General features: G+C 34.0%; 16 protein-coding genes. All 16 read left to right on the top strand.

Annotation, left to right across the window (positions count from 1 at the left end):
• The first annotated feature begins 38 nt into the window (after window positions 1-38).
• The 16 genes from TMATH_RS08495 to TMATH_RS08420 all read left to right on the top strand — a co-directional run bounded on the left by TMATH_RS08495 (window position 39) and on the right by TMATH_RS08420 (window position 26,070).
• The gene (locus TMATH_RS08495; RefSeq protein WP_198002285.1) at window positions 39-1,346 is read left to right on the top strand and encodes an ATP-binding protein; all 1,308 of its coding nucleotides are present in this window, start codon (window positions 39-41) and stop codon (window positions 1,344-1,346) included.
• Between the two features lie 267 nt (window positions 1,347-1,613).
• Entirely contained in the window at window positions 1,614-2,663 is a 1,050-nt protein-coding gene (locus TMATH_RS08490) for an aldose epimerase family protein (protein ID WP_013150633.1), read from the top strand.
• A gap of 299 nt (window positions 2,664-2,962) precedes the next feature.
• The gene (locus tag TMATH_RS12050; RefSeq protein WP_013150632.1) at window positions 2,963-7,573 is read left to right on the top strand and encodes a LamG-like jellyroll fold domain-containing protein; all 4,611 of its coding nucleotides are present in this window, start codon (window positions 2,963-2,965) and stop codon (window positions 7,571-7,573) included.
• A 901-nt stretch (window positions 7,574-8,474) separates the two neighbouring features.
• Window positions 8,475-9,827: an ABC transporter substrate-binding protein gene (locus TMATH_RS08480; protein WP_013150631.1), complete on the top strand. Its 1,353-nt coding sequence runs from the start codon at window positions 8,475-8,477 to the stop codon at window positions 9,825-9,827.
• A 91-nt stretch (window positions 9,828-9,918) separates the two neighbouring features.
• Window positions 9,919-10,821 carry a carbohydrate ABC transporter permease gene (locus tag TMATH_RS08475; protein WP_013150630.1) on the top strand — a complete coding sequence of 301 codons (903 nt, stop codon included), beginning with the start codon at window positions 9,919-9,921 and terminating at the stop codon, window positions 10,819-10,821.
• Between the two features lie 2 nt (window positions 10,822-10,823).
• A complete protein-coding gene (locus TMATH_RS08470) occupies window positions 10,824-11,723 on the top strand; it encodes a carbohydrate ABC transporter permease (protein WP_013150629.1) in 900 nt (299 codons plus the stop codon).
• A gap of 435 nt (window positions 11,724-12,158) precedes the next feature.
• Window positions 12,159-13,637 (top strand): alpha-N-arabinofuranosidase, encoded by a 1,479-nt coding sequence (locus TMATH_RS08465; protein WP_013150628.1) that lies wholly within the window; start codon window positions 12,159-12,161, stop codon window positions 13,635-13,637.
• Window positions 13,638-13,742: 105 nt separating this feature from the next.
• Complete coding sequence (gene arfA / locus TMATH_RS08460; protein WP_013150627.1) at window positions 13,743-15,254, top strand: arabinosylfuranosidase ArfA; 1,512 nt, start codon at window positions 13,743-13,745, stop codon at window positions 15,252-15,254.
• 133 nt (window positions 15,255-15,387) lie between these two features.
• Window positions 15,388-17,334 carry a glycoside hydrolase family 127 protein gene (locus TMATH_RS08455; RefSeq protein WP_013150626.1) on the top strand — a complete coding sequence of 649 codons (1,947 nt, stop codon included), beginning with the start codon at window positions 15,388-15,390 and terminating at the stop codon, window positions 17,332-17,334.
• 273 nt (window positions 17,335-17,607) lie between these two features.
• The gene (locus TMATH_RS08450; protein ID WP_013150624.1) at window positions 17,608-19,005 is read left to right on the top strand and encodes an L-fucose/L-arabinose isomerase family protein; all 1,398 of its coding nucleotides are present in this window, start codon (window positions 17,608-17,610) and stop codon (window positions 19,003-19,005) included.
• Between the two features lie 11 nt (window positions 19,006-19,016).
• Window positions 19,017-20,696, top strand: a complete 1,680-nt coding sequence (locus TMATH_RS08445; RefSeq protein ID WP_013150623.1) for a ribulokinase — start codon at window positions 19,017-19,019, stop codon at window positions 20,694-20,696.
• On the top strand, window positions 20,680-21,324 hold the full coding sequence (locus TMATH_RS08440; protein WP_013150622.1) for an L-ribulose-5-phosphate 4-epimerase: 645 nt from the start codon (window positions 20,680-20,682) through the stop codon (window positions 21,322-21,324). The genes TMATH_RS08445 and TMATH_RS08440 overlap by 17 nt, the downstream gene beginning before the upstream one ends.
• Window positions 21,325-21,491: 167 nt before the next feature.
• A complete protein-coding gene (locus TMATH_RS08435; RefSeq protein WP_013150621.1) occupies window positions 21,492-22,607 on the top strand; it encodes a GntR family transcriptional regulator in 1,116 nt (371 codons plus the stop codon).
• On the top strand, window positions 22,604-23,908 hold the full coding sequence (locus tag TMATH_RS08430) for a sn-glycerol-1-phosphate dehydrogenase (RefSeq protein ID WP_013150620.1): 1,305 nt from the start codon (window positions 22,604-22,606) through the stop codon (window positions 23,906-23,908). The genes TMATH_RS08435 and TMATH_RS08430 overlap by 4 nt, the downstream gene beginning before the upstream one ends.
• A gap of 101 nt (window positions 23,909-24,009) precedes the next feature.
• Window positions 24,010-24,660 carry a fructose-6-phosphate aldolase gene (fsa, locus tag TMATH_RS08425; RefSeq protein WP_013150619.1) on the top strand — a complete coding sequence of 217 codons (651 nt, stop codon included), beginning with the start codon at window positions 24,010-24,012 and terminating at the stop codon, window positions 24,658-24,660.
• 96 nt (window positions 24,661-24,756) lie between these two features.
• Window positions 24,757-26,070: an ABC transporter substrate-binding protein gene (locus tag TMATH_RS08420; protein WP_013150618.1), complete on the top strand. Its 1,314-nt coding sequence runs from the start codon at window positions 24,757-24,759 to the stop codon at window positions 26,068-26,070.
• Window positions 26,071-26,081 lie beyond the last annotated feature (11 nt).

Below are 26,081 nucleotides of genomic sequence, written 5' to 3'. Positions count from 1 at the left end.
AGTGACAATTTTTCAAAAACGATAGGGAGATGATGCAATTGGAAAATAAAGAAAAATTAAAAAACATTTTAAATGGGTTAAATGAAATAGTGGTTTATAGAAATATTATCAATCACAGTTTAATAAAAAGAGGAATTAATATTTTGCAAGAACTTTTAAAAGAAAAACCCTCTATTAAGTTTATTTATTCTGAATATAGTAGTTTTTACAAAGGCATTACTGAATATGCTTTAAAAAGGAGGATTCATAAAAATATTTGGCCTACTTTTTTGGCAGAAGAAATCGCTTGTGATGAAAACCCATTTAGTCGGATTTCAGAAAAATATGGTTTTGATAGTGTGAACAATTCGATGATTAAAACTATTGAAAAAGAAATAGGAATTTTAAAGGAACTTTCCACTATAAATATAGCAGAAACTGTAAATAATTTATTAAATACGGAATTACCGGATTTTGAAAACTCTGTTAATGATATTTTCTATGAAAAAATTAATAATACCACTTTCTTATTAGAAAATTTATGGGAACTAAAAGGAGACAAATTTGCTGAATATCTGTCTAATTATTACCGTTTAAATGGCTGTGGTATTTTTGGAAAATATAAAGCTTTTCGATGGGTTAAACAAAATGGGTTAGGACAGTTAAAAGGAATAGAAAGTGTTGACCCTGTAACTTTTGAGGATTTGATAGGGTATGAAGAAGAACGGAAAATAGTTATAGAAAATACAAAAGCTTTTTTAAAGGGTTTTCCTGCGAATAATGTGCTTTTATATGGAGATAAAGGTACTGGAAAGTCATCTACTGTTAAGGCTTTGCTCAATGAGTTTTACAAGGAGGGACTTAGGCTTATCGAAATTAATAAAAATGATATAAAAGATTTATCATACATACTTGATATAATTAAAGACAGAGGAATGAAATTTATATTGTTTTTTGACGATTTGTCTTTTGATGAAAGTGAGGCGGATTATAAAGAACTTAAGTCAGTATTAGAAGGTGGAGTAGAGGTTTTACCTTCAAATGTAGTAATTTATGCGACGTCAAATAGGAGGCATATTGTTACAGAAAATATAGAGGACAATGAACTTCATAATACAGATGCGAGAGAAGAAAAACTTTCTTTAAGCGATAGATTTGGGATAACTATTACCTTTGTTACTCCAAGTCAAGAAGAGTATTTAAAAATTGTTAAAGGCTTAGCTGAAAAAAATAATATAGATATTAATTGGAATGTTTTAAAGGAAAAGGCATTAAGATGGGCGATGTGGCACAATGGAAGGTCTCCAAGAAGTGCAAAACAATTTATAGATCATTTGAGATATGAAATATATAAGAATACTGTTTGAGCTATTTTATGTTAAGTAGATAGTTAAAAATCGATTTATAGTGAATGTTAATCGAAAACTAAAAAATTATAAAAATTTTATTATTGCGTAGCAGGAATTTTTGAAGTTATGTCGTATATATTATTATAGATGTACGTACAAAAGAATGATTTTGATTGTTAATATACGTACAATAAAACATATTAAGTTTGCTTGGGATAATAAGTTTGACTATCTAATAAAAAACAAATTTTGAATCCGCAAGTATAGGAAGAGGAGTTGCGTTTTATGGAAGTTATCCAAAAAGAATGGGGAAAGATAGAAGACAAAGCGGTGATATCCTTTACTCTGGAGAATGATAAAGGTATTAAAATAACATGTCTCAATTATGGAGGCATAATTACCAAAATCATAACTCCTGATAATAAAGGGAATTATGAAAACATTGTAATAGGATTTGACCATATAGAGCCTTATTTTAATAATACATCTTATTTTGGTGCTATTATTGGGCGAGTAGCTGGCAGAATTAAAGATGCGATGTTTGATTTAAACGGGAAAATGTATATATTGACCAAAAATGAAAACAACAACCACTTACATGGAGGTTTAAAAGGTTTTAACAGGGTTTTTTGGGAACCAGAAATTGTACAAAGAGAAGAAGAAATTGTAATACAATTTTCGTACCTTAGCGTAAATGGAGAAGAAGGATATCCGGGAAATGTAGAGATAAAAGTAACTTATTCTCTTAACAATGACAATGAATTTTCTATTTCTTATGAAGCTATTTCTGATCAAGATACCATATTTAACATTACAAATCATACTTATTTTAACTTAAGTGGCAACTTAAAAAGGGACATTTTAAATCATGTTTTGAAAATAAAAAGTGATCAGTTTTTAGAATTGGATGAAGAATTGATTCCAACAGGAGTAATATTAGATGTAACTAATACACCATTTGATTTACGAGAAGGAAAACGTATAAAAGAAGGAATTAAATCAAGCCATCCACAAACAAAAGTAGCAAGAGGAGGGTATGATCATCCTTTTATATTGAATACTCACCATGATGAAGAAATTATGTTATGGGATCTAGAAAGTGGGCGTACTCTAACTATTGAAACAGATGAACCTGGAGTGGTTGTATATACGGGTAATCAATTAAAAGAAAATGATATGTATGGAATTTCTTTACGAAAATACTTAGGGATTTGTTTAGAGACACAAGGATTTCCGGATGCAATACACCATTCTAATTTTCCTTCTTATGTGTTAAAAAGAGGTAAAAAATATTCATCAGTTACTAAGTATAAGTTCGGGATTATAAATAAGTAGTTACTTAAAGATTTCATAAAAAAATTATAAATTTAAGAATGAGTGTTAAAATCGAGAGCGAATATATATTATATATATTAATGTACGTACATTTGTCTTGCAGATAATTAACAAATAATTAATATATACGTATATTAACTCACAAGTATTTAATTTAATACGAAAATGGATTTATAAAAGTATAGTTGTACGTAAAAATTTTCATCAAAAATGATGCCACAAATTGTATGATGGTTTGAAGCTAATAGGTGTTTAGCCTATTAGGATAAATAAATTTATATAGAAAGAAGGAGGAAAGATTGAAGGCAAAAAAGGATATTTTTAAAGGATTAATTATTTATTGCTTACTACTTATTTTCCTTTTATCAAACTCAAGTATTGCTAATACAAAGATTTTACAAGAAAGTGATTTCCAAAACAGACTTGGTTTAATAGCTTATTATTCATTTGATGGTGATTTAACAGATCAAACAGGCAATTGGGAAGCAGGAAAAGTAACAGGTGACAGGATCGACAATACCGGTGGAACGATGATGTATTCCGAAGGAAAATTTGAACAGGCAGCAGTGTTTGATGGTTCATCTGGAATTCGGTTACCTGATGGTTTAATTAAAAGCAACAAGTACTCAGTTTTATTGTGGTTGAAACCTGAGGAGTTAACGACGTTTACTACAACCTTTTTTGGTGCCAAAGATATGGATAATTGGGTCAGTTTAGTTCCTGGTGGAAACGCTGCAGGACAGACAGTTGTATGGTCACATAGTACAACAGGACCAGTGGAATGGTATGATGCATCCATAGGCTATAAAATAAATACAAATGAATGGACTCATTTGGCTTTTACAATAGATGAAGGAAGAATTAATGTTTATGTAAATGGGGAAATTAAATTTACAGGTGATGACTTTCCTAATATATTTGATACAGAGAATGCGGTTTTTGGCTTAGGTGTTAACTATTGGGATCTTCCATATAAAGGTTTAATTGATGAATTGCTTATTTACGACGGAATGGTTTTAACTGCTAGACAAATTAAAAATTATTATGAAACTGGTGAAATTCCTGTTGCACCAGATGTAAGTAAATCAAGAGTAGAGGAATTATTAGCACAAGCAAAAGCAATAAAAAATAATGGTATCTATACAGAAGAGTCATATCAAAAGTTACAGTCTGTCATTGCTGCTGTTGAAGAAGCACTTGCAAATGATGGTGAAAAGGAGGATTGGAGCAGTGAAATAGCTGCATTGGAAGCTGCGATGAAAGCGCTGGAATATGCTTATCCGATTCCGGAATTCGTAAACGTTTCTGTTCATGACCCTTCTATTGTGAAGGATGGAGACACTTACTACGTTTTTGGATCTCATATTGAAGCTGCTAAGTCGATGGATTTAATGAAATGGACTAAATTTACGAATGGTTATACAACTCCAAGGAATGCGCTATTTGGCGATTTATCAGAAAATTTAGCTGGGTCTTTTGCTTGGGCTGGTGAGAATGATTCTGACAGTAAAGGTGGTTTTGCTGTTTGGGCTCCACAAGTTTTTTGGAATGAAGATTATGTTAATGAGGATGGAACAAAAGGCGCTTATATGCTTTACTATAGTGTATCCTCTACGTATGTGCGTTCAGCTATAGGATTTGCAGTATCTCAAAACATCAAAGGTCCATATAAATATGTAGATACTATTGTTTATTCAGGTTTTACAATAGATGAAGCATACGATTACGATAGTGATGTCAATAAAAAATGGACTAATACAAATATACCTTCATTGATAAAAGCTGGTATATTAGAAAGTGAAAATCCTAAATGGTTTAAGAGTGACGGTTCATATAATAATTTAATATATCCAAATGCTATTGATCCAAATATATTTTATGACAAGAGTGGTAGATTATGGATGACCTACGGGTCTTGGTCAGGTGGAATTTTTATCCTTGAACTTGATAAAGAAACAGGACGACCTATTTATCCAGGAAAAGATGGAATAACAGATGATGGAAGACTAATTGATAGATATTTTGGCACCAAAATAGCAGGTGGATATCACAAATCAATGGAAGGGCCATATGTTGTTTATCATCCTGATACTGATTATTACTACTTATACGTATCATATGGATGGTTAGGTGCAGATGGAGAATATAATATACGGGTATTTCGTTCAAAAAATCCTGAGGGCCCATATGTAGATGGTCGTGGTCAAAATGCTGTACTGACTGGTAATGTAGACCATTCTCCAATTGGTAATAAACTGATGGGACACTTTTTATTCGAACGCAAATTAGGTGATCCGGGAACTGGAATAGGCTATGGATATGTGTCACCGGGACACAACTCCGTTTACCTTGATACTCAAACTGGCGAACAGTACTTAGTTTTTCATACGCGTTTCCCACAACGAGGGGAAATTCATGAAGTGAGGGTTCATCAATTGTTTATGAACGAAGATGGCTGGCCTGTCGCTGCTCCATATCGTTATACAGGCGAAACTCTTGAACCGATTGATAAAAAGGATATACCCGGTGAATATCAATTTATTAATCACGAAAAAGACATTTCAAAAATCCTTAAAAAAGCCGTAACCATCTCATTAAATGATGATGGAACAATTTCTGGGCCCGTTTCAGGTACATGGGAATTGATTGATGATTATTATGCTAATATTACTATTGATGGGAAAACCTATAAGGGAGTATTTTTGCGCCAATGGACTGAGCTTACAGAAACAAAAGTCATAACATTTACGGCTTTATCAGACGAAGGAAAATCGATTTGGGGAATTAAAACGATTCAAAGAACTGATGAAGAAATTGTTGAAATTATCAAAAATGAATTAACACTAGGGGATACTAGTGCAGTTATATCTAACCTAACTTTGCCTACAGAAGGTATTGGAGGCGCGACAATCTCTTGGACTTCCTCTAATCCTGATGTAATTACTGAAGATGGAATTGTAAATCGTCCCAAGGTGGGAAGTGATGATGCAATTGTCACATTAACAGCTACTATTACTAAAGGGAATTATACTGCAACAAAAACTTTTATAGTTGTTGTCTTAGCGAAAACCCAACCTAGATTAGTGGCTCATTATTCATTTGATAGTGATTTAAGTGACAAAACTGGGAATAACAAGGAAAGTATAATTACAGGAGATAGAATCAATAATACCGGCGGCTCAATTACATTTAAAGATGGAGTAGTAGGAAAGGCTGCTTATCTTGATGGTAAATCTGGTATTTTATTACCAAACGGGCTTATTTCAAGTTATGTCTATAGCGTTTCATTTTGGGTTAAACCAGAACAGCTTACTTACTTTACAACTACTTTCTTCGGCGCAACAAGTGAAAGAAGCTGGGTTAGTTTTGTTCCACAAGGACCTATTGAGGGTCAATCGGCTGTTTGGTCGGGAGAAGACTGGTATGATGGAGTTATAGGAATGACAATTCCTGTTAATGAATGGTCTCACGTTGCTTTTACTGTCGACAATGGTAAATTAGATGTTTACATCAATGGTGAGAAAAAGTTTTCAGGTACAGGATTTCCAAATGTTTTTACAACACGTAATGCTGTATTTGGATTGGGGGTTAACTATTGGGATCCTCCATTTAAAGGGTTAATTGATGAATTATTAATTTACGATGGTATTGCAATTTCAGAGGAGACTATAAAAACATATTATGAAACTGGTAAGATGGTTAAACTTGACGAAGCGGGTAAACCTGAAAAACCAGAACCAATAGAGCTAACAGAACCAACAGAACCATCGGAGGAAGTATCACAAGGCAGAGTAGTTGTAGAAAATAACACAACAATTCTTAAAGTAGATGAAAACAAAGTGGCAAAAGACATAAAAGACACTTCAAAGCAAGAAATACAATTTGACCTAACAAATATAGGAACTACACCTCAAAAAGCATTAGAAATACCTGTAACTGTGTTTAATTTAATAGTAGAATATAACAAAAACGTAGTAGTAAAATTAGACGAAGTAGCTTTACAATTTGATGCAAAAACTTTGACAATCTCACAAGAAGCAATTGACCTCATAAACAAAGCAGGAACAATAAAACTTAACATACACAACAAAGGCAAAAAGGAAGCATCAACTTTCGAGCCTGTAACAGATGCCTATGACATAACAATAAAAGCAGGAGACAAAGACATAAAAATAGGGTCACCTGTAAAAATGACATTTAACATAGAAGGTGCAAAAGACATAAGGAAAGTAGGAGCATACTACTTAAACGAGACGACAAATCAATGGGAATACATAGGAGGAAAAATTGACAGAGAGACAAATACAATAACATTTGAAGCGAAACACTTCTCAACCTATGCAGCTTTTCAATACAACAAACAATTCAAAGACGTATCAAAAGACAATTGGGCATATGACGTAATAAATGTACTGGCATCAAGGCACATAATAAAAGGGATAGATGAAAACACCTTTTTACCAAACAAAAAAATAACCAGAGCAGAATTTGCAGCATTAATGACAAGGGCATTAGGGATAGAAGAGAAGCCTTACAAAGGACAATTCAATGACGTAAAAGAAGGGGCATGGTATGCAAACGCAGTAGAAGCAGCATACAAGGCTGGTATAATATTAGGAGACGGTAAGAATATGAGGCCAAATGACCCAATAACAAGAGAAGAGATGGCAGCAGTAATAATGAGAGTATACGGAAAGCTTGTAGAGTATAGAGAGGACAACATAGGCAATACCACTTTCAGTGATAACAACAAGATAAGCGAATGGGCAAAGAATGCAGTAGCAAATGCAGTAAAGCTTGGTATAGTAAAAGGATATAAAGATAACACCTTCAGGCCAAAAGAGAACGCCACAAGAGCAGAGGCAGCAGCTATGCTTTACAGAGTCTTAGAAAAAACGGGAAATATATAAAATGAATAATAGTCTTTACAGTTACAATATATTAGTCTATTAAGTGTATTAGCAATCATATATTGATATATCAGTAAACAACAACTAAAAATTTTATAAAAAATTTAAATTCAAGAAGGAATTTTAAAAGCTATGGAGAATATATTTATATATAGATGTACGTACATTTGTGTTGAAAATAATTAATATATACGTACAACATAAAAAATATTAAAAATTGAATTAGTTTTAACAATCAAATAAATTTGCTCTATCAAAACTACACAGTTTAGAATGGATTTTATACCAAAGTGGATACATAAGTTAATCGAAAAAGAAAGATAAAAAGAAAAGATAAAAAGATATGTAACATTAATTCTTAAAAATATGTCTGAACTTTGAAAATTAAATAAAGATGAAATAAAAACTAAAAAGGGTAAAAAAGGAATATTAACGTACTACAGGCTGTTATTAATACGAAGGTTAAAGATACTACCTTATTATTATTTGTTCAATATCTACAAAGTTAATCAAGATGTAGAGTTATTAGTGATTATATTAGAAATGGAATAAGAGAGGAGTATAAATCATTATGAACAAAAGGGTTGCTTTAGCCCATCTCCTCCTGTGAGTTGGAATAGCTAAGACTGTGATGGAGTTAGCGCAACAGAGGAAGAGGTAAAAGGAATACATGGTGAAATATTTAAAACCATACAACTGAGAAGGAAGAGGTGATATATATAAATAAAAGATGTTCTTTTTAAGTTTTTTAATAGATTGCGTTGAGGGGTGGTGATAACCTAAAAAAGATAAAAAATCTTAAAGTGGTAGCCAGAAAAGCATATCTTAGAAGTGGCTTAAATAAAGACTTTCGAGATAGGTACAAGCTGATAGAGATTATTAAGAGGAGGGAAAATTTTAGATGAAAAAGTTTTTAAGTTTAATACTCATTTTTTCTATTTTGACAATGATAATATTACCTGGTTGTGGGATGAAAGATTCAACACAAAATGCTGAACAAGAGGGTAGCAATGGAAATAAAGGACCTGCTGAATTGACTTTATGGACTTTTGTAGGTTTGCATGGAAATTTATATGAGGATGCTGTCAATAGATGGAATAAGACTCATCCTGATCGACCCATAAAATTGAAGGTGACTACTTATCCTTATCAAGAAATGCATGACAAGTTGGCAATGGCGTTACAAACAGGAGTAGGAGCGCCGGATATTGCTGATGTGGAAATTGGTAGATTTCCCCAATACTTAGAAGGGACACCGCAATTAGCGGATTTAACTGACCTTGTGGAAAGTGATAGAGATAAGTTTATACAATCACGTTTAGAAATTTACAGCAAAGAGGGTAAGCTCTATGGAATGCCTACCCACGGAGGCGCTGTAATGGCATTTTACAATAAAGAAATTCTAGACGAAGCAGGAGTCGATCCTAGTAAAATAGTAACATGGGATGAGTTTGTGGAGGCAGGTAAATTAGTTAAAGCCAAAACAGGAAAGCCAATGGTAGCTATTGGTCGAACTGCATTCTGGGACTTTAGCACAATGATTGGTCAACAAGGTTCAGATGTATTCAATGAAAACGACAACGTCATTTTGGATAATGATAGAAATGTAAGAGCGTTACAATTTTTACATGATATGATATACAAATATCAGATAGCTGTTATTCCGCCAGGAGGACAACCCGATACTGAAGAGGCCTATGGGTGGATTAATGAAGGAAATGTAGCGTCGGTTATAATGCCTTTCTGGTTTATGAGCAGATTTGTAAGTTATATGCCAGATTTAAAGGGTAAAATACTTGTAGCACCAGTCCCAGTATGGAAAGATGGTAACATATATCCTACTGTTGGTCTTGGAGGAACTGGAACTGTAGTGCCATTACAAGGCAAACATGTTGATTTGGCAAAAGAATTTTTGTACTTTGCTAAGGGTACTCCGGAAGCCAATATTGAGATATGGAATGTATTAGGTTTTGATCCTCCGCGCTGGGATGTGTGGGAACAACTTGCTAATGATCCTGGAGACAATGAATATACTCAGTATTTTGTTAACGGAAAAGATATCTTCAAGATACTTTTATCATCTACGGAAGGTAATGTGTTTTCATTAAGAAGTAACAAATGGGTTCCTACGGCCAATAGTTTATTAGCAACTCAGGTATTGTATGAAGTTTTAGAAACTAATGAAGCGACACCAGAACAAGCATTGAAAAAAGCGGCGGATGAACTTCGAAGAGAGATAGAGACAGGAGAGTAATTAGGAGAGTAATTGTTAGTAGATTATCATATCAAGAGATGCAAAGAGCGTTGCTCTTGCATCTCTTGATGATTGAGAGGAGGAATTAAAGGTGAAAAGAAAAAGTTTTTTTGCTAGTTTGCTATATTCTCCGAAAGTAGCTCCATATCTTTTTGTTTTGCCATTTGTGGTTACATTTCTTTTGTTCTTTTTATATCCTGTTGTGAGTGCTTTTATTATGAGCTTTCAAAAGATACAGCCTGGTCAAGTTGAGTTTGTAGGATTGACGAATTATAAAAGACTATTGAATCCCCATTTTTATACTGCAATATGGAACAACACACGTTATACCTTTTGGACATTGCTAATTTTGATTCCTATACCTATAATTTTAGCAGTTTTTTTAAATTCTGAAAAATTAATAGGTAGAAACTTTTTTAGAGCAGCACTTTTTATGCCTATACTCACTTCTGTTGTAGTTGCGGGTATAGTTTTTAGATTGATTTTTGCGGATCCCCCTATTTCTCCTGCAAATGTGCTTTTAGCCACATTTGGTTTACCGCCAAAGAGATGGTTAGCAGATGTGAATGTGGCGATGTTTCTTTTAGTATTACTGGCAACCTGGCGATGGACGGGAGTAAATATTGTATATTTTTTATCTGGATTACAAAATATACCGAAAGAATTGTATGAAGCGGCAGAAATAGATGGGGCAGGTCCAATTTCTAAATTTTTACATATAACATTACCCCTTTTAAAACCCGTGATTATTTATGTTTTAACTATTAGTATATATGGTGGATATGCTATGTTCACTGAAACTTATGTTTTCTGGGGAACAAATTCACCTAAAGATGCAGGATTAACAATAGTGGCTTATCTATATCGAGAAGCTTTTCAAAAGGGAGATTTCGGATTTGGTGCAGCAATAGGCATAGTGCTGGCAGCAATTGTTTTAATAATAAATACAATTCAGCTAAAATATTTTGGATTATTTAAAAAGGGGGAAGTATAAATATGGGCATAAACGATTCTTCCGTAAAAATAAAACAAGAATATATTAGTTCCAAAGGCAAGCTTTCTATGAAAAAGGTAATGCCTAATATAGTTGTGTTTGTTTTCTTTGTTATATTAGCTATTCTAGCTCTATTCCCGTTTTATTATCTGCTAATAGGATCTTTTAAACCGGCTACAGAGTTATTCCGCAAGGGATTAGATATGAAAATAGATTTAAATATAATGAGTTTCAAAAATTATGCAATTTTATTTAGCGAGGAAGGTAGTCTGTACCGACAATGGTATAAAAATAGTTTATTAATGACTCTTGTAGGAACAGTAGTAACGTTGCTTTTGTCGTCTATGGTAGGATATGGATTGGCTAAGTACCAATTTAAGGGAAAAAATCTTGTATTTATGTTAGTATTACTTATCATATTCGTACCTTTTGAAATATTAATGTTGCCCTTATATAGATTAATACTATCATTTCGTTTAATCAACACGTATTGGGGAGTAATATTACCGGGAATAGTATCTCCCATTGCAGTATTCTTTTTTAGGCAGTATGCGGATGGATTACCAAAAGAACTTATGGATGCAGCCAGAATAGATGGTGCTACTGAATTCGGAATTTATTGGAGAATCATGGTTCCATTGATGAAACCGGCCTTTGGGGCGATGGCTATATTTGTAGCTTTAGGTAATTGGAATAATTTTGTATGGCCTTTGATTGTTATGCGTACAGAGGATATGTTTACACTTCCAGTAGGTTTGATGACGCTATTAACTCCATATGGGAGCAATTATCAGATATTACTGGCAGGTTCAGCATTAGCAATTGTACCAATTATTATATTATTTTTGATAAATCAAAATGCTTTTATATCAGGTTTAACTGGAGGTAGTATAAAAGAGTAGAAATGGAAACAAATTTTAACTAAATTATAAAATAAAGCAAATATTAGAGTAGAAAAAGTTACTATTATTAGGGACTAAATAACAAAATTATGAGTTTATATTAGTTTAAAGTTGTAGTAAGTGCAAGGAGCACTGCATTCTAGGATAGGGTGTTTTACTATTTAATTGAGTTTTTCTGATTTATCCGTAGAGCTTTGCATTTTTCCGTATAGTAACCAGCGGGCATTTTATGTGAAGAGTTACAAGGACATGTAGAGATACTATAGCTGGTTGAATCAAGTTTTTAGAATTTTTAAGTTAAGAAAAAGATATAAAATAAGATTTAAAATCTATGAATTGGAAATCTAAGTCTCTTGATAAGTCACAAAGCTTTTTTAGATAGATTAAGATTAATTAATGATAAAAATCAAAGAGTATATTATAAGGAGGTATTTTATGACTGAAGTTATTATAAACACTGATATAAGGAAAGGTAGAATAAATAGAAATATTTATGGTCATTTTGCTGAACATTTGGGAAGATGTATATATGGTGGTTTTTGGGTTGGAAAAGACTCAGAAATACCTAATATAAATGGAATTCGCAAGGATGTAGTTGAAGCTTTAAAAGAAATAAAGATTCCCGTTTTAAGGTGGCCAGGTGGATGTTTTGCTGATGAGTATCACTGGAAAGATGGGATAGGACCTTATGAATCACGCCCTAAGAGGATTAATGTACATTGGGGAGGTGTGATAGAAAACAATCATTTTGGAACTCATGAGTTTTTTGAGTTGTGTGAACTATTAGAGGCGGAGCCATATATATCAGGCAATGTAGGAAGTGGAACAATACAAGAAATGAGGGAGTGGATAGAATATATAACCTTTGATGGAGAATCTACTCTGGCAAATTTAAGAGCGGCTAATGGAAGGGAAAAGCCATGGAAGCTAAGATATTTTGGTATAGGAAATGAAAATTGGGGCTGTGGAGGAAACATGCGCCCTGAATACTATGCTGACCTTTATCGCAGGTATTCAACTTATGTGAGAGACTTTAGTGGAAATAAGATTTTCAAAATAGCTTGTGGGCCTAATGTTGATGATTATAACTGGACAGAGGTACTTATGAGAGAAGCAGGGAGATTTATGGATGGACTAAGCTTACATTATTATACCATACCGGGTGATTTCTGGCTAGGAAAAGGATCAGCTACTAATTTCGATGAAGATGAATGGTTTAGAACTATGAAGAAAGCTTTGCGTATAGATGAACTTATTACAAGACATTCAGCTATTATGGATAGATATGATCCTGAAAAACGAGTGGCACTTGTGGTGGATGAATGGGGGACATGGTATGATGTAGAACCTGAGACTAATCCTGCTTTTCTTTATCAACAAAATACGATGCGAGATGCCTTAGTTGCTGCAATACATTTCAATATATTCCACAAACACTGTGACAGAGTTAGAATGGCAAATATTGCTCAAACTATTAACGTACTGCAGGCAGTTATTCATACGGAAGGTTCAAAGATGGTGCTTACTCCAACCTATCATGTGTTCAATATGTACAAAGTTCATCAAGATGCAGAATTATTGGATTTGAATATAAAATCACCTGGATATAGATATGCAGGTGAAAGTATTCCTCAAGTAACTGCAACGGCTTCGGTGGATAAGGATGGGAAAATACATATTTCCTTGTGTAATCTAAGTCCAAAAGAACCTGCAATTATTGAGTGTGAGCTTAGAGGAGAAAAGAAAACTAAAGTAACAGGAACAATATTGACCGCTGAGGAAATGAATGCTCATAACACATTTGAAAATCCCAATAAGGTAGTGCCACAACATTTTGACGGAGCAAGTATAAAAGATAATAAGCTTAAAGTATTACTTCCAGCGATGTCAGTGGTTACATTAGAAGTGGTATAAAGGAGAGGAGAAAATTGTTATGGCTATTCCGTCGCATGGAGCAAGATTAGTTAAGTTGATTAGAAAAGATAAAATAAATCGTAATTTAGGAGGAGAGGATAACCAATGAATAAAAAAGTAAAAATGATTTTAGACAAGGATTTTAAGATTGGTAAAGTGGATGACAGAATTTATGGTTCTTTTATTGAACATTTAGGACGTGCTGTTTATGGTGGCATTTATGAACCAGACCATCCAGAGGCAGATGAAATGGGATTTCGCAAAGATGTAATAGAGTTGGTCAAAGAATTAAAGGTACCGATTGTTCGATATCCTGGTGGAAATTTTGTTTCTGGTTATAATTGGGAGGATGGAATAGGTCCACGTGAGCTTAGGCCGAAACGTCTTGAATTGGCGTGGAGGTCAATTGAAACAAATGAAATAGGTATTAACGAATTTGTTGAATGGGCAAAGAGAGTCAATACAGAAGTAATGATGGCTATAAATTTAGGAACACGTGGAATAGATGCGGCTCGTAATATTGTAGAATATTGTAATATGCCAGAAGGAACATACTGGAGCGATTTAAGAAAATCCCATGGCTATAGAGAACCACATAAAATTAAAGTATGGAACTTAGGTAATGAAATGGATGGACCGTGGCAAATAGGTCAAAAAACTGCTGATGAATATGGACGTCTTGCTAAAGAAGCTGCAAAAGTTATGAAAGCTGTAGATCCTTCCATTGAATTGGCTGTGTGTGGAAGTTCGAATAGCAGCATGCCTACATTTGGTCAATGGGAAGCAACTGTCCTTGAGCATACTTATGATTATGTGGACTACATTTCAGTTCATACTTACTACGGCAATGAAGAAAATGACATAGGTAATTTTTTGGCGAAATCATTAGATATGGATGAAATAATCAAAACAGTCATAGCAACAGCTGACTATGTAAAAGGTAAAAAGAGAAGTAAAAAGACTATTAATATTTCTTTTGATGAATGGAATGTTTGGTATCATTCTAGAGAAGCTGATAAAAAAATAGCGCCTTGGTCTGTAGCTCCACCACTTTTGGAAGATATATATACATTCGAAGATGCCCTTCTTGTAGGATGTATGCTCATAACATTGTTAAAACATGCAGATCGTGTAAAAATAGCTTGCTTAGCACAACTTGTTAATGTGATTGCACCTATCATGACAGAAAAAGGAGGAAAAGCGTGGCGGCAGACAATTTACTATCCATATAGACATGCGTCACTTTATGGCAGAGGATATGTATTAAATGCTGTTATTGATACTCCAACTTACAACAGCAAAGATTTCTGTGATGTTCCAATTTTGGAATCTACTGCTGTAGCAGATGAAAATAACAATAAACTTACAATATTTGCAGTAAATAGAGACCAACAAGATTCGTTGTTATTGGAAAGCGAGATAAGAGGCTTTGAAGATTATAGAGTTGTAGAACATATTGTATTAGAGAATGAAAATTTAAAAGCTACCAATACCAAAGAAAATCCGTTTAATGTTGTACCTCATAATGATGGTAATGCCATGATTGAAGATGGAGTATTAAAAGCAATTTTACCTAAATTATCGTGGAATGTTATTAGATTAGCAAAGAGAAATTAATATTATATAGGAGGCCAGTTGAAAGAAAAAAGAAAAAATTTTAGTCTTTTAACGGTCTCCTTATCTGCTTATATTTTGGCTTGTGATATAAATAAACTAAAACTTTGAAACATTAAAATGGAGGGAAATAAATATGAACAATATAAAAAGAGTTCAGCTTCAACCAATTCCTTTGAAGCAAGTAAAAATTAGCGGGGGTTTCTGGTCAAAATATGCAAAATTGATTAAAGAAGTGACGATACCCTATCAATGGGAGGTGTTAAACGATCGCGTACCTGGTGTACCACTCAGTCATGCTATTAAAAATTTCCGTATAGCAGCAGGTGAAATGGAAGGTGAATTTGCAGGCATGGTATTTCAAGATAGCGACGTGTATAAGTGGTTGGAGGCGGTAAGCTATAGTCTTGCTGTTTACCCTGACCCTGAGTTAGAAAAGATTGCTGATGAGGTAATAGATTTAATTGCCAGAGCACAGCAGAGTGATGGATATTTAAACACATATTTTATCATCAAAGAACCCGATAAAAAATGGACGAATTTAAGAGACTCCCATGAGCTTTATTGCGCGGGTCATTTGATAGAGGCTGCTGTGGCCTATTATGAAGCAACAGGCAAGAAAAAACTGCTGGATGTAGCATGCCGGTTTGCTGATCATATAGACTCTATTTTTGGACCAGAACCAGGCAAGAAAAGAGGGTATCCTGGACATGAAGAGATTGAGCTAGCATTAGTTAAACTTTACAGAGTTACTGGTGAAGAGAAATATTTAAGGCTTAGCAAGTATTTCATTGATGAACGAGGGGAAAAGCCTCTTTATTTTGAAATAGAGGCAAAAGCAAGAGGAGATGAGTGGGATGAGCAGTGGGCAAGTTATTTTCAGGTGCATTTACCTGTGAGAGAACAGACCAGCGCAGAAGGGCATGCTGTCAGAGCGGCTTACTTATACTCTGGCATGGTTGACGTAGCTGTGGAAACTGGCGATGAAAGCCTGATTCAAGCGTGCAAGAAATTGTGGGATAACATAACGACTAAGAGGATGTACATCACAGGTGGCATTGGCTCTTCCTCTTTCGGCGAGGCATTTACCTTTGACTTCGATTTACCAAATGATACGGTCTACGCTGAGACATGTGCAGCGATAGGTCTTGTGTTTTTTGCCCATAGGATGTTGCAGATTGACCCTGATAGGCGTTATGCCGATGTTATGGAAAGAGCGTTATACAATTCAGTTATTAGCGGTATGTCATTAGACGGGAAGAAATATTTCTATGTAAATCCTCTGGAAGTATGGCCTGAGGCGTGCGAGAAAAATAAAGTTAAAGCTCATGTAAAGTACACCAGACAGCCATGGTTTAAGTGTGCTTGTTGTCCTCCTAATTTGGCAAGATTGTTAGCTTCATTAGGTAAGTATATTTATTCTATCCGAGATAATGAGTTATATGTACACCTCTATGTAGACAGCGAGGTGCAGACCAAAATTTCGGAAAATGAAGTGAAAGTAAGACAAGAGACCGAGTATCCGTGGGATGGCAGAATAGTTATAAATATTTTGCCTGAAAGAGAGTTAGATTTTACGCTAGCATTGAGAATTCCCGGATGGTGCAAAGATGCAAAAGTCAGTGTCAATGGAGAAGAGATAGATATAAGCGGCATAATGGATAAGGGTTATGCAAAAATAAAACGACTTTGGAAGCCAGGTGATAGGATAGAGTTGCTCCTTTCAATGACTGTAATGAGGGTGAAAGCGAATCCCAATGTAAGAGAAGATGAAGGAAGAGTTGCTATACAGAGGGGGCCTGTAATTTACTGTCTTGAGGAAATGGATAATGGTCCGAACTTGAACAATATAGTGTTACCTAAAGAATGTAAATTTGAGGTAAAATACGAAAAAGATCTATTAAACGGTGTGTGTGTAATAGAGACAGAGGCAGAACGAGAAGATTATGGGTCATGGGGAGAAGAGCTTTATAAGGTAGATGTTAATGTATCGTATAAGCCCGTGAGAATAAAATTTATACCGTATTTTGCATGGGCGAACCGTGCACCGGGTGAAATGATGGTATGGGTAAGGGAAAAGTAAAATTACTAGAAGGGGTTTTAATGTGTTTAATCAAGAAGGTAGAAATATAGGTTTAAATGGCAAAGGAACAAGTTTTTGTATATTGATAAAGTATATAAAACCTAAGATAGTTTTATATTTATTTGTCTAAGTTTTAGAAATAAATTTTTTAAAAACAAAGAAGGAATTTTGAATAAAATGTAGAATATATTAATTATAAATGTACGTACATCTAATATCATGATAATTAAAATATACGAACAACAAAATAACAAATCAAAGGGAGGATTTATTATGCAAACCAAGAAAAAGCCGCAAATAGGATTTTTAGGCATTATGCAAGAGTTGTACGATGATATGTTACCAGGCATTACTGAAAGACAAGAAAAATATGCAAGAGAAGTTATAGAACAACTTCAAGATGTTGCCGATTTTCATTTTCCTAAAGCAGCAAAGAATAGACAGGACATTGAACATATTGTGAAAGAATTTAATGAAAAAGACCTTGATGGTATTATGATAGTAATGCTTACGTATGGACCTGCTACAAATATTGTTAATGCACTAAGGAATAATAAACTACCTATTATGCTTGCGAACATTCAACCTGTTCCGACAGTAACAGAGGATTGGGATATGGGAGATTTGACATACAATCAAGGTGTTCACGGTGCCCAAGATACAGCAAATGCCATTTTAAGGATGGGAATTAAGTGTCCTATTATTACAGAAGAATGGCATTCAGAAGAATTTAAAAAATTTGTTGGAGATTGGGCTAAAGCTGTGCAGACAATTAAAGCATTGCGAAACATGAAAATAGCGCAGTTTGGAAGAATGCATGGAATGTATGATATTTTGGGAGATGATGCAGCCTTTACAAGAAAAATAGGTCCGCAAATTAATCAAGAATACATTGGCGAAGTTTATAGATATATGGAAACTGCGACAGAAGAGGAGATTAATGCGGTTATTGAAGAGAATAGAAAGAATTTTTATATCGATCCAAATCTTAGCGAAGAAAGCCATAGATATGCTGCAAGATTACAAATTGGATTTAAAAAATTTCTTATTAATAAAGGATATGACGGATTTACTGCGCATTTCGATGTGTTTAAAGGAGATGGAAGATTCAAGCAAATTCCAATGATGGCTGCGTCAAATTTAATGGCTGAAGGATATGGATATGCAGCAGAGGGTGATGCTGTAACTGCAAGTTTGGTTGCGGCAGGTCATGTATTGATAGGAGATGCACATTTTACTGAGATGTACGCTATGGATTTTAAGAGAAATTCAATTTTAATGAGCCATATGGGCGAAGGTAACTGGAAAATAGCAAGAAAGGATAGACCGATTAAACTTATTGATAGAGAACTGGGCATTGGAAAACTTGATAATCCGCCGACAATTGTGTTTATGGCACAACCTGGGCCAGCAACTCTTGTTTCTTTAGTATCCTTAGAAGGAGAAAGATATAGGTTAGTTGTGTCAAAAGGAGAAATTCTGGATACAGAAGAAGCAAAGTATATTGAAATGCCATATTTCCACTTTAGACCTTCAACAGGTGTGAAGGCATGTCTTGATGGATGGCTTACAAATGGAGGAACACATCATGAATGTTTAAATCTAGGTGATAACACACGGAGATGGAAAATATTATGTAACCTCTTGGACATTGAATATGTAGAAGTATAGGGGGATGAAAAATGGCAAAGTATTCAATTGGAATAGATTACGGGACAGAGTCTGCAAGGGCTCTGCTCCTTAATCTTGAGACGGGAGAAGAAGTAGCTACTTCTGTAATGAATTATCCCCATGGCGTGATGGATGAAGAACTTCCTGATGGAACAAAACTTCCACAAGATTGGGCATTACAACATCCAGATGACTATATTGAAGTTTTAAAGAAAATAGTACCTGATGTAATAAATCAGGCAGGTATAGACAAAGCTGATGTAATAGGCTTAGGCATAGATTTTACAGCTTGTACTATGTTGCCTATAAAAAAAGATGGAACTCCTCTTTGTGACATCCCCCAGTACAAATCGAACCCTCATTCATATGTTAAGTTATGGAAACATCATGCTGCGCAACCTGAAGCAAACAAATTGAATGAAATAGCATCACAAAGGGGTGAGGATTTTTTAGCAAGGTATGGAGGAAAAATATCTTCAGAATGGCTCATACCCAAAATATGGCAAATATTAAATGAAGCGCCAGATATCTATGAAGAAGCTGATAAATTTATTGAAGCTACTGATTGGGTTGTTATGAAGCTAACAGGTAATGAAAGGCGAAATAGCTGTACTGCAGGCTATAAAGCGATTTGGCACAAAAGAAAGGGGTATCCTTCCAAAGATTTCTTTCGAGCATTAGATGAGAGGCTTGAAAATTTGGTAGAAGAAAAATTATCTAAAGATATATATCCATTAGGTACAAAAGCAGGGGAATTGACGCCTGAAATGGCAAAAATAATGGGCTTAAACCCGGGAGTAGCGGTTGCTGTAGGCAATGTTGATGCTCATGTTTCAGTACCAGCAGTAGGAGTTACATCGCCAGGGAAAATGGTAATGGTAATGGGAACTTCGATTTGCCATTTGGTGTTAGATGATAAAGAAGTAGAGGTCCCAGGCATGTGTGGCGTTGTAGAAGATGGAATTATACCAGGCTTTTATGGATATGAAGCAGGACAATCTGCGGTTGGCGACATCTTTGCCTGGTTTGTTGATAATTGTGTGCCGTACGAATACAAAATTGAAGCAGAAAAAAGAGGGATAAGTATTCACGAGTTATTAACAGAAAAAGCCGCAAAGCTAAAACCCGGAGAAAGTGGCCTCTTGGCGATTGACTGGTGGAACGGAAACAGGTCAGTACTAGTAGATGCAGACCTTACTGGTGTAATATTAGGAATGACTTTAACTACGAAACCTGAGGAGATATACAGAGCATTAATCGAAGCAACAGCTTTTGGGACGAGGATGATAATTGATACTTTTAATCAAAATGGAGTAAGTATTAGTGAACTGTACGCTTGTGGAGGACTTCCTGAAAAAAATCCTATGCTTATGCAAATCTATGCTGATGTTACAAATCTCGAAATTAAAGTATCAAAATCTTCACAAACACCAGCACTTGGTGCAGCAATGTTTGGAGCAGTTGCAGCAGGTAAAGCAAAAGGAGGGTTTGATAGTATATTTGAAGCGGCACGAGTAATACCCAAGCTAAAGGAAGAAACATACAATCCAATACCTGAAAATGTTGAAATATATGATAAATTATTTGAAGAATACAAACTTCTTCATGACTATTTTGGCAGAGGTATAAATAATGTAATGAAAAGGCTAAAAGCCTTAAAAGAGGGGGTTTCCAATGTTAGAGAAGCTTAAAGAACGAGTATACAAAATGAATATGATGTTGCCGAAAAATAATCTTGTTACAATGACAAGTGGGAATGTCAGTGGAAGAGATGTTGAAACAGGATATGTAGTTATAAAACCAAGCGGGATTCCTTATGAAGAAATGCAACCAGAGGATATGGTTGTGGTTGACCTTAATGGTAATATAATAGAAGGAAAATGGAAACCTTCTGTAGATACTGCAACACATTTGTATATATACCGACATCGTAGTGATGTTAATGGAATAGTTCATACACATTCTCCTTATGCTACAAGCTTTGCTGCTTTGGGGAAACCTATACCGGTGTATCTGACAGCAATTGCAGATGAATTTGGAGGGCCAATACCGGTTGGCCCATATGCAAAAATTGGTGGAGAAGAAATAGGGGAGGCGGTAATAAAATATATTGGTCGAAGTCCAGCAATACTTATGAAAAATCATGGAGTTTTTACGATAGGGAAGACTCCAGAGGAGGCAGTAAAGGCAGCAGTGATGCTTGAAGATGTAGCAAAGACAGTTCATTTAGCATTGCTACTTGGCGAGCCAGAGGAAATTCCTGAAGAAGAGGTAAAAAGAGCTCATGAAAGATATATGACAAAATATGGACAAAATTAAATTACGATAAATTTTATTATAGATACCTGATACTTATAAGGAATTATAATGGTATCAGGTATCTTTCTTAATATTTATATTTAAGATGAAAAATAAAAATGTTATAATAATATGCGGAAATTAATTTTTTAAAAACTATTCTTGATAATCGGGAAGGATGTTTAATCGTGGCAGAAAATTTACCTAAATATCAGCAACTTAAAGAATTTATAATTAGGTATATAGTCGAGAACAACTTAAATGCTCATGACCCTCTTTTTACTGAAAATGAACTCGCAGCTAAGTTTAACATGAGCAGGCATACTGTTAGAAAAGCGCTCGACGAACTTGAAAATGAAGGATGGATTTACAGAAAGCAAGGAGTAGGCACTTTTTGTGCTGACAGGTCTGTGATAAAGAAAATAGACGACAAAAATATTGCAGTAATAACCACATATGTAAGTGATTATATTTTTCCAAGAATAATAAAAGGTATTGACCAAGTTTTAACAAAAGAAGGTTATACAATATTACTATATAATACAAACAATAAAATCGAAAAAGAAATTGATATTTTAGAAAATATTATGACAAAAAATATTAAAGGAGTTATTATTGAACCGACGAAAAGTGCCCTTCCCCATATAAATATTGACTATTTTGAGCAGTTAAAAAGGCGAGGAATTCCGTATATTTTTATAAATAGTTATTATGAAGAATTAAAACCTTCATATATCATCCAAGATGATGAAGGAGGAGGCTTTGTTGTTACAGAGCATCTTATACAATTAGGTCATCGTAATATTTTAGGCATATTTAAAAGCGATGATAATCAAGGATTAAATAGATATAAAGGGTATATTAGAGCATTAAGACAATACGGCATAAAAATTAGAGAAGATAATATTGTATGGTATACAACTGAAGAAATGAGAACTAAACCGCAAGAAATGGTCAAAAAAATATTTGAAGGCACAGGTGACAAGCCATCAGCTATAGTTTGCTACAATGACCAAATTGCAATGTGGGTGATAGAGGCTTTAAGAAATTTGGGTTTAACTGTACCAAATGATGTATCAATTGTAGGGTTTGATGATTCTGATTATGCAGTATTATCGGATATTAAATTAACTACAATAGTTCATCCTAAAGAAGAGATGGGAAGACAAGCTGCAAAAGCGTTGTTTAAACTGATGGAAATGGGAAATAAAGCATTTGAAAATCCTATAACTATATGTGTGAAACCTGAATTAAAAATAAGAACATCAGCTAAAAGCATTGAAGCGAAAGAAGTGAAAGTATGAAAAATTTAATGCCTATAAAAGAAATTGTCATAAAAGAAGGAGCAATTAATGATTTAACGCCCATAATCAATAAAATAGGTGTAAATTCTAAAATAATGATCGTTTGTGATAATAATACCTATAAAGTAGCCGCAAAAGAGATAATAGAGCGATTAGAAAGTAACAATTTTTTTGTTACCAAGTGTGTGTTAGAACGTGACAGTTTACTCATACCTGATGAATATAGCTTAGGAGAAGTTCTTATAAACTTAGACAAAGATACCGAATTTTTATTAGCTGTTGGTTCAGGAACTATAAATGACTTAGTGAGGTTTGTAAGTTTTAAAGTGGGTAAGCCTTATGGAATTGTTGCAACAGCACCTTCCATGGATGGCTATGCCTCTTCTGTTTCGCCTTTAATTGTCAAAGGTTTTAAGCGGACATACTCAGCAATATATCCTGAGATTATAATAGGAGATATTGATATAATTTCTCAAGCTCCATATGAGATGATAACAGCTGGCTTTGGCGATGTGATTGGGAAATATACTTCTCTTGCAGATTGGTATATAAGCAGTGTAATAACAGGCGAAACTTATTCAGATGACATAGCAGCTATGGTAAAGGAATCGATAAATAAATGCGTTGATGCTTCGACAGGAATTCTGAGAAGAGACAAAAAATCGATTAAAGAATTGATGGAGGCACTTATTATTTCAGGAATTGCAATGCTTAAATTTGGCAATTCTCGCCCTGCATCTGGCGCAGAACATCACTTATCACATTATTTAGAGATGAAAGAAATATTATCTAAAAATGAATACCATCTTCATGGGACAAAAGTCGGCATAACAAGCATTATTATTTCAGAAATTTATCATTACATATTTTCATTTACAGTAGACGATATTAAAAAGTTTATGTCAAAAAAACTTTCACTAAATCGTGACGAATTTGAAGCGAGGATAAAAAATGCATATGGTGCTATAGCTAACGAAGTGCTGAGTAATTTAAATTATTTTTATATAGATGAGATAAAAAGAAAACAAAGACAAGAGAGGATACTTGAAAAGTGGGGACATATGAGAAATTGGGTAAAAATAAATGTTCCTGAGGCAGTAACCATTCGGGATTTATTACGGAGAATAGGTGCTCCATCTAAATTAAATGAAATAGGAGTAAATGAAGTTTTACTTTACGATATGTTAAATAATGCTAAAGAAATAAGAAAAAATTATACAATATTAAGACTTGCAGAAGATATAAATTTTCCTGTGGAAAAATTATTTGAAAAAGTTAAAAAATTTTTAAGTACAGTTTAAAAATGAATAACCCTTAATTTCCACAAGATAAAAGATGCCTTTTAATTTGTGAAAATTAGATATATAATAGAAATAAATAAAATAATAACGGAGGGGTAAATATGAAGTTTTTCCTTGATACAGCTAATGTAGACGAAATAAGAGAAGCTAATGCATTAGGTGTAATATCAGGTGTTACTACAAACCCATCTCTTATTGCTAAAGAAGGAAGAGATTTTAAGGAAGTAGTAAAAGAAATTACTCAAATTGTAGATGGTCCTATAAGTGCAGAAGTTATAAGTGATGACAGTGAGGGCATGATTAGAGAGGCAAGAGAGCTTGCAAAGATACATAAAAATATAGTAATAAAAATTCCTATGACGGCTGAAGGGCTAAAAGCAGTAAATGTCCTTTCAAAAGAAGGAATTAAAACAAATGTGACGTTAATATTTACAGCAAATCAAGCATTACTGGCAGCTCGTGCAGGTGCGACATACGTAAGTCCTTTTGTAGGAAGGCTTGATGATATAAATACAGATGGCTTGCAGATTATTGAGGATATTGTTACGATATTCAATAATTACGACATAGATACAGAGATAATAACTGCAAGTGTAAGACATCCTATACATGTTTTACAGGCAGCAAAACTAGGTGCACATATAGCTACAGTACCGTATAAGGTGCTTATGCAAATGGTAAAACATCCGTTAACAGATGCAGGAATAGAAAGGTTCAAAGAGGATTGGAGAAAAGCTGGGCTCAAAATATGAATTGATAAAAAAGCAGGGTAGAATTAGGAAATCTATCCTGCTTTTTAAGTTATTTAAGAGTAATTTTGAGAATATAGATAGTAAGAGGTGGTAAATGTGAGAAAGCCTTTTACTACTTTGTTATATTTGCTAGTGATATTTTTTCTTATATATTGGCCTTATTACATGAATCTTTATGAAAAAGGACAAATGCAAGACAAAAAACATGAAGAAGAAGAGTTTAGAGGGATAATAACTTTTTGGGATTTTCCTCATCCATCAATAGAAGATCCCGGAGGATTTGAATTTATAAAAAGAAAAATAGAAGTCTTTCAGTACAAATACCCGGGTGTTGTCATAGATTTTGAGCCTCTTTCATACGAAAACGGATATAAAAAACTGATTAATTCTTCTAAAGAGGGTTCTTTGCCAGATATTTTACCTGTTGGTGCAGACTTTTACTTTATTTCAAATGGTTATTTAAGCCCTATCACTAAATACATTGACGAAGAATTAAAAAAACAGTACAAAGAAGGTGTTATTGATGCTTTAAAGTATAAAGGCAATATTTATGGTATGCCTTTGGGAATGTATACTAATGTGCTTTTTTTAAATGTGGATATGTTTTATGAAAAAGAAATTAAACTTCCTGAAAACGGTGAGTGGAATTACGAAGAATTTATGGATAGTATGATAAAATTGACTTATAGTGAAGGTAAACAGGATAAAAAATTCTTTTATGGATTAGGTATTTCTCTTACACCTGATAATTATAATTTGTGGGGGTTTTTACTTTTAGATGGTGCGAGAGTTTTTGACGAAGAAAAGTATTCTTTTTTTGGGCCTCAAGCCGTTTCAGGAGTGGAAAAAGTTTTGGATTTATTCAATAAATATAAGGTTGTCAATCCTGTCTCACTTGAGGGAGACAGAGAAAAGTTGTGGCAAGACTTTATTACTACTAAAAACACTGCTGTATTAGTAGAGGAGAGCTATAAAATAGCACAACTTAAAAATTTACAGTCAAAAGGAAAACTGTTTGAGTTTGATGTAGCAATGTACCCCGAAGGGGAAAGTGGCATACCATTAACTTTATCACCTAAAATATATGCCTATGGCATAAAGAAGGAAAAAAATGAAAAAAAACTTGAGATGGAGTATAAATTTATAAAGTTTCTTACAGAAGACCAACAAAAGGCGATTGAATTAGGTTATGTACCAGTTAAAAAAGATAAAATTATTGAAGATGACAAAATGAAAGTAATTGAATTAGCTACTAAATATACAAATGCCATCCCACAAATTGAAGGATGGGGAAAAATAAACAACACAGTGATATCGAAAATAAAAGAAGGAATAAAAAATAACAAAAATGCTTTTGATATAACAGAGGAAATAAAAAATAGTGTAAATCAGTTGGTACAACAAAAGTAAGGGGAATTATT

Source organism: Thermoanaerobacter mathranii subsp. mathranii str. A3 (assembly GCF_000092965.1).
GTDB lineage: Bacteria > Bacillota > Thermoanaerobacteria > Thermoanaerobacterales > Thermoanaerobacteraceae > Thermoanaerobacter > Thermoanaerobacter thermocopriae.
The sequence above is the reverse complement of the archived record's forward strand: the minus strand, read 5'-3'. Positions and strand labels throughout refer to the sequence as shown.

Bases quoted from the DNA above. Each gene is read 5' to 3' on its own strand.
- TMATH_RS08490 (WP_013150633.1), top strand. From the start codon at position 1,614: ATGGAAGTTATCCAAAAAGAATGGGGAAAGATAGAAGACAAAGCGGTG.
- TMATH_RS08480 (WP_013150631.1), top strand. From the start codon at position 8,475: ATGAAAAAGTTTTTAAGTTTAATACTCATTTTTTCTATTTTGACAATG.
- TMATH_RS08470 (WP_013150629.1), top strand. From the start codon at position 10,824: ATGGGCATAAACGATTCTTCCGTAAAAATAAAACAAGAATATATTAGT.
- TMATH_RS08465 (WP_013150628.1), top strand. From the start codon at position 12,159: ATGACTGAAGTTATTATAAACACTGATATAAGGAAAGGTAGAATAAAT.
- arfA (WP_013150627.1), top strand. From the start codon at position 13,743: ATGAATAAAAAAGTAAAAATGATTTTAGACAAGGATTTTAAGATTGGT.
- TMATH_RS08455 (WP_013150626.1), top strand. From the start codon at position 15,388: ATGAACAATATAAAAAGAGTTCAGCTTCAACCAATTCCTTTGAAGCAA.
- TMATH_RS08450 (WP_013150624.1), top strand. From the start codon at position 17,608: ATGCAAACCAAGAAAAAGCCGCAAATAGGATTTTTAGGCATTATGCAA.
- TMATH_RS08445 (WP_013150623.1), top strand. From the start codon at position 19,017: ATGGCAAAGTATTCAATTGGAATAGATTACGGGACAGAGTCTGCAAGG.
- TMATH_RS08440 (WP_013150622.1), top strand. From the start codon at position 20,680: ATGTTAGAGAAGCTTAAAGAACGAGTATACAAAATGAATATGATGTTG.
- TMATH_RS08430 (WP_013150620.1), top strand. From the start codon at position 22,604: ATGAAAAATTTAATGCCTATAAAAGAAATTGTCATAAAAGAAGGAGCA.
- fsa (WP_013150619.1), top strand. From the start codon at position 24,010: ATGAAGTTTTTCCTTGATACAGCTAATGTAGACGAAATAAGAGAAGCT.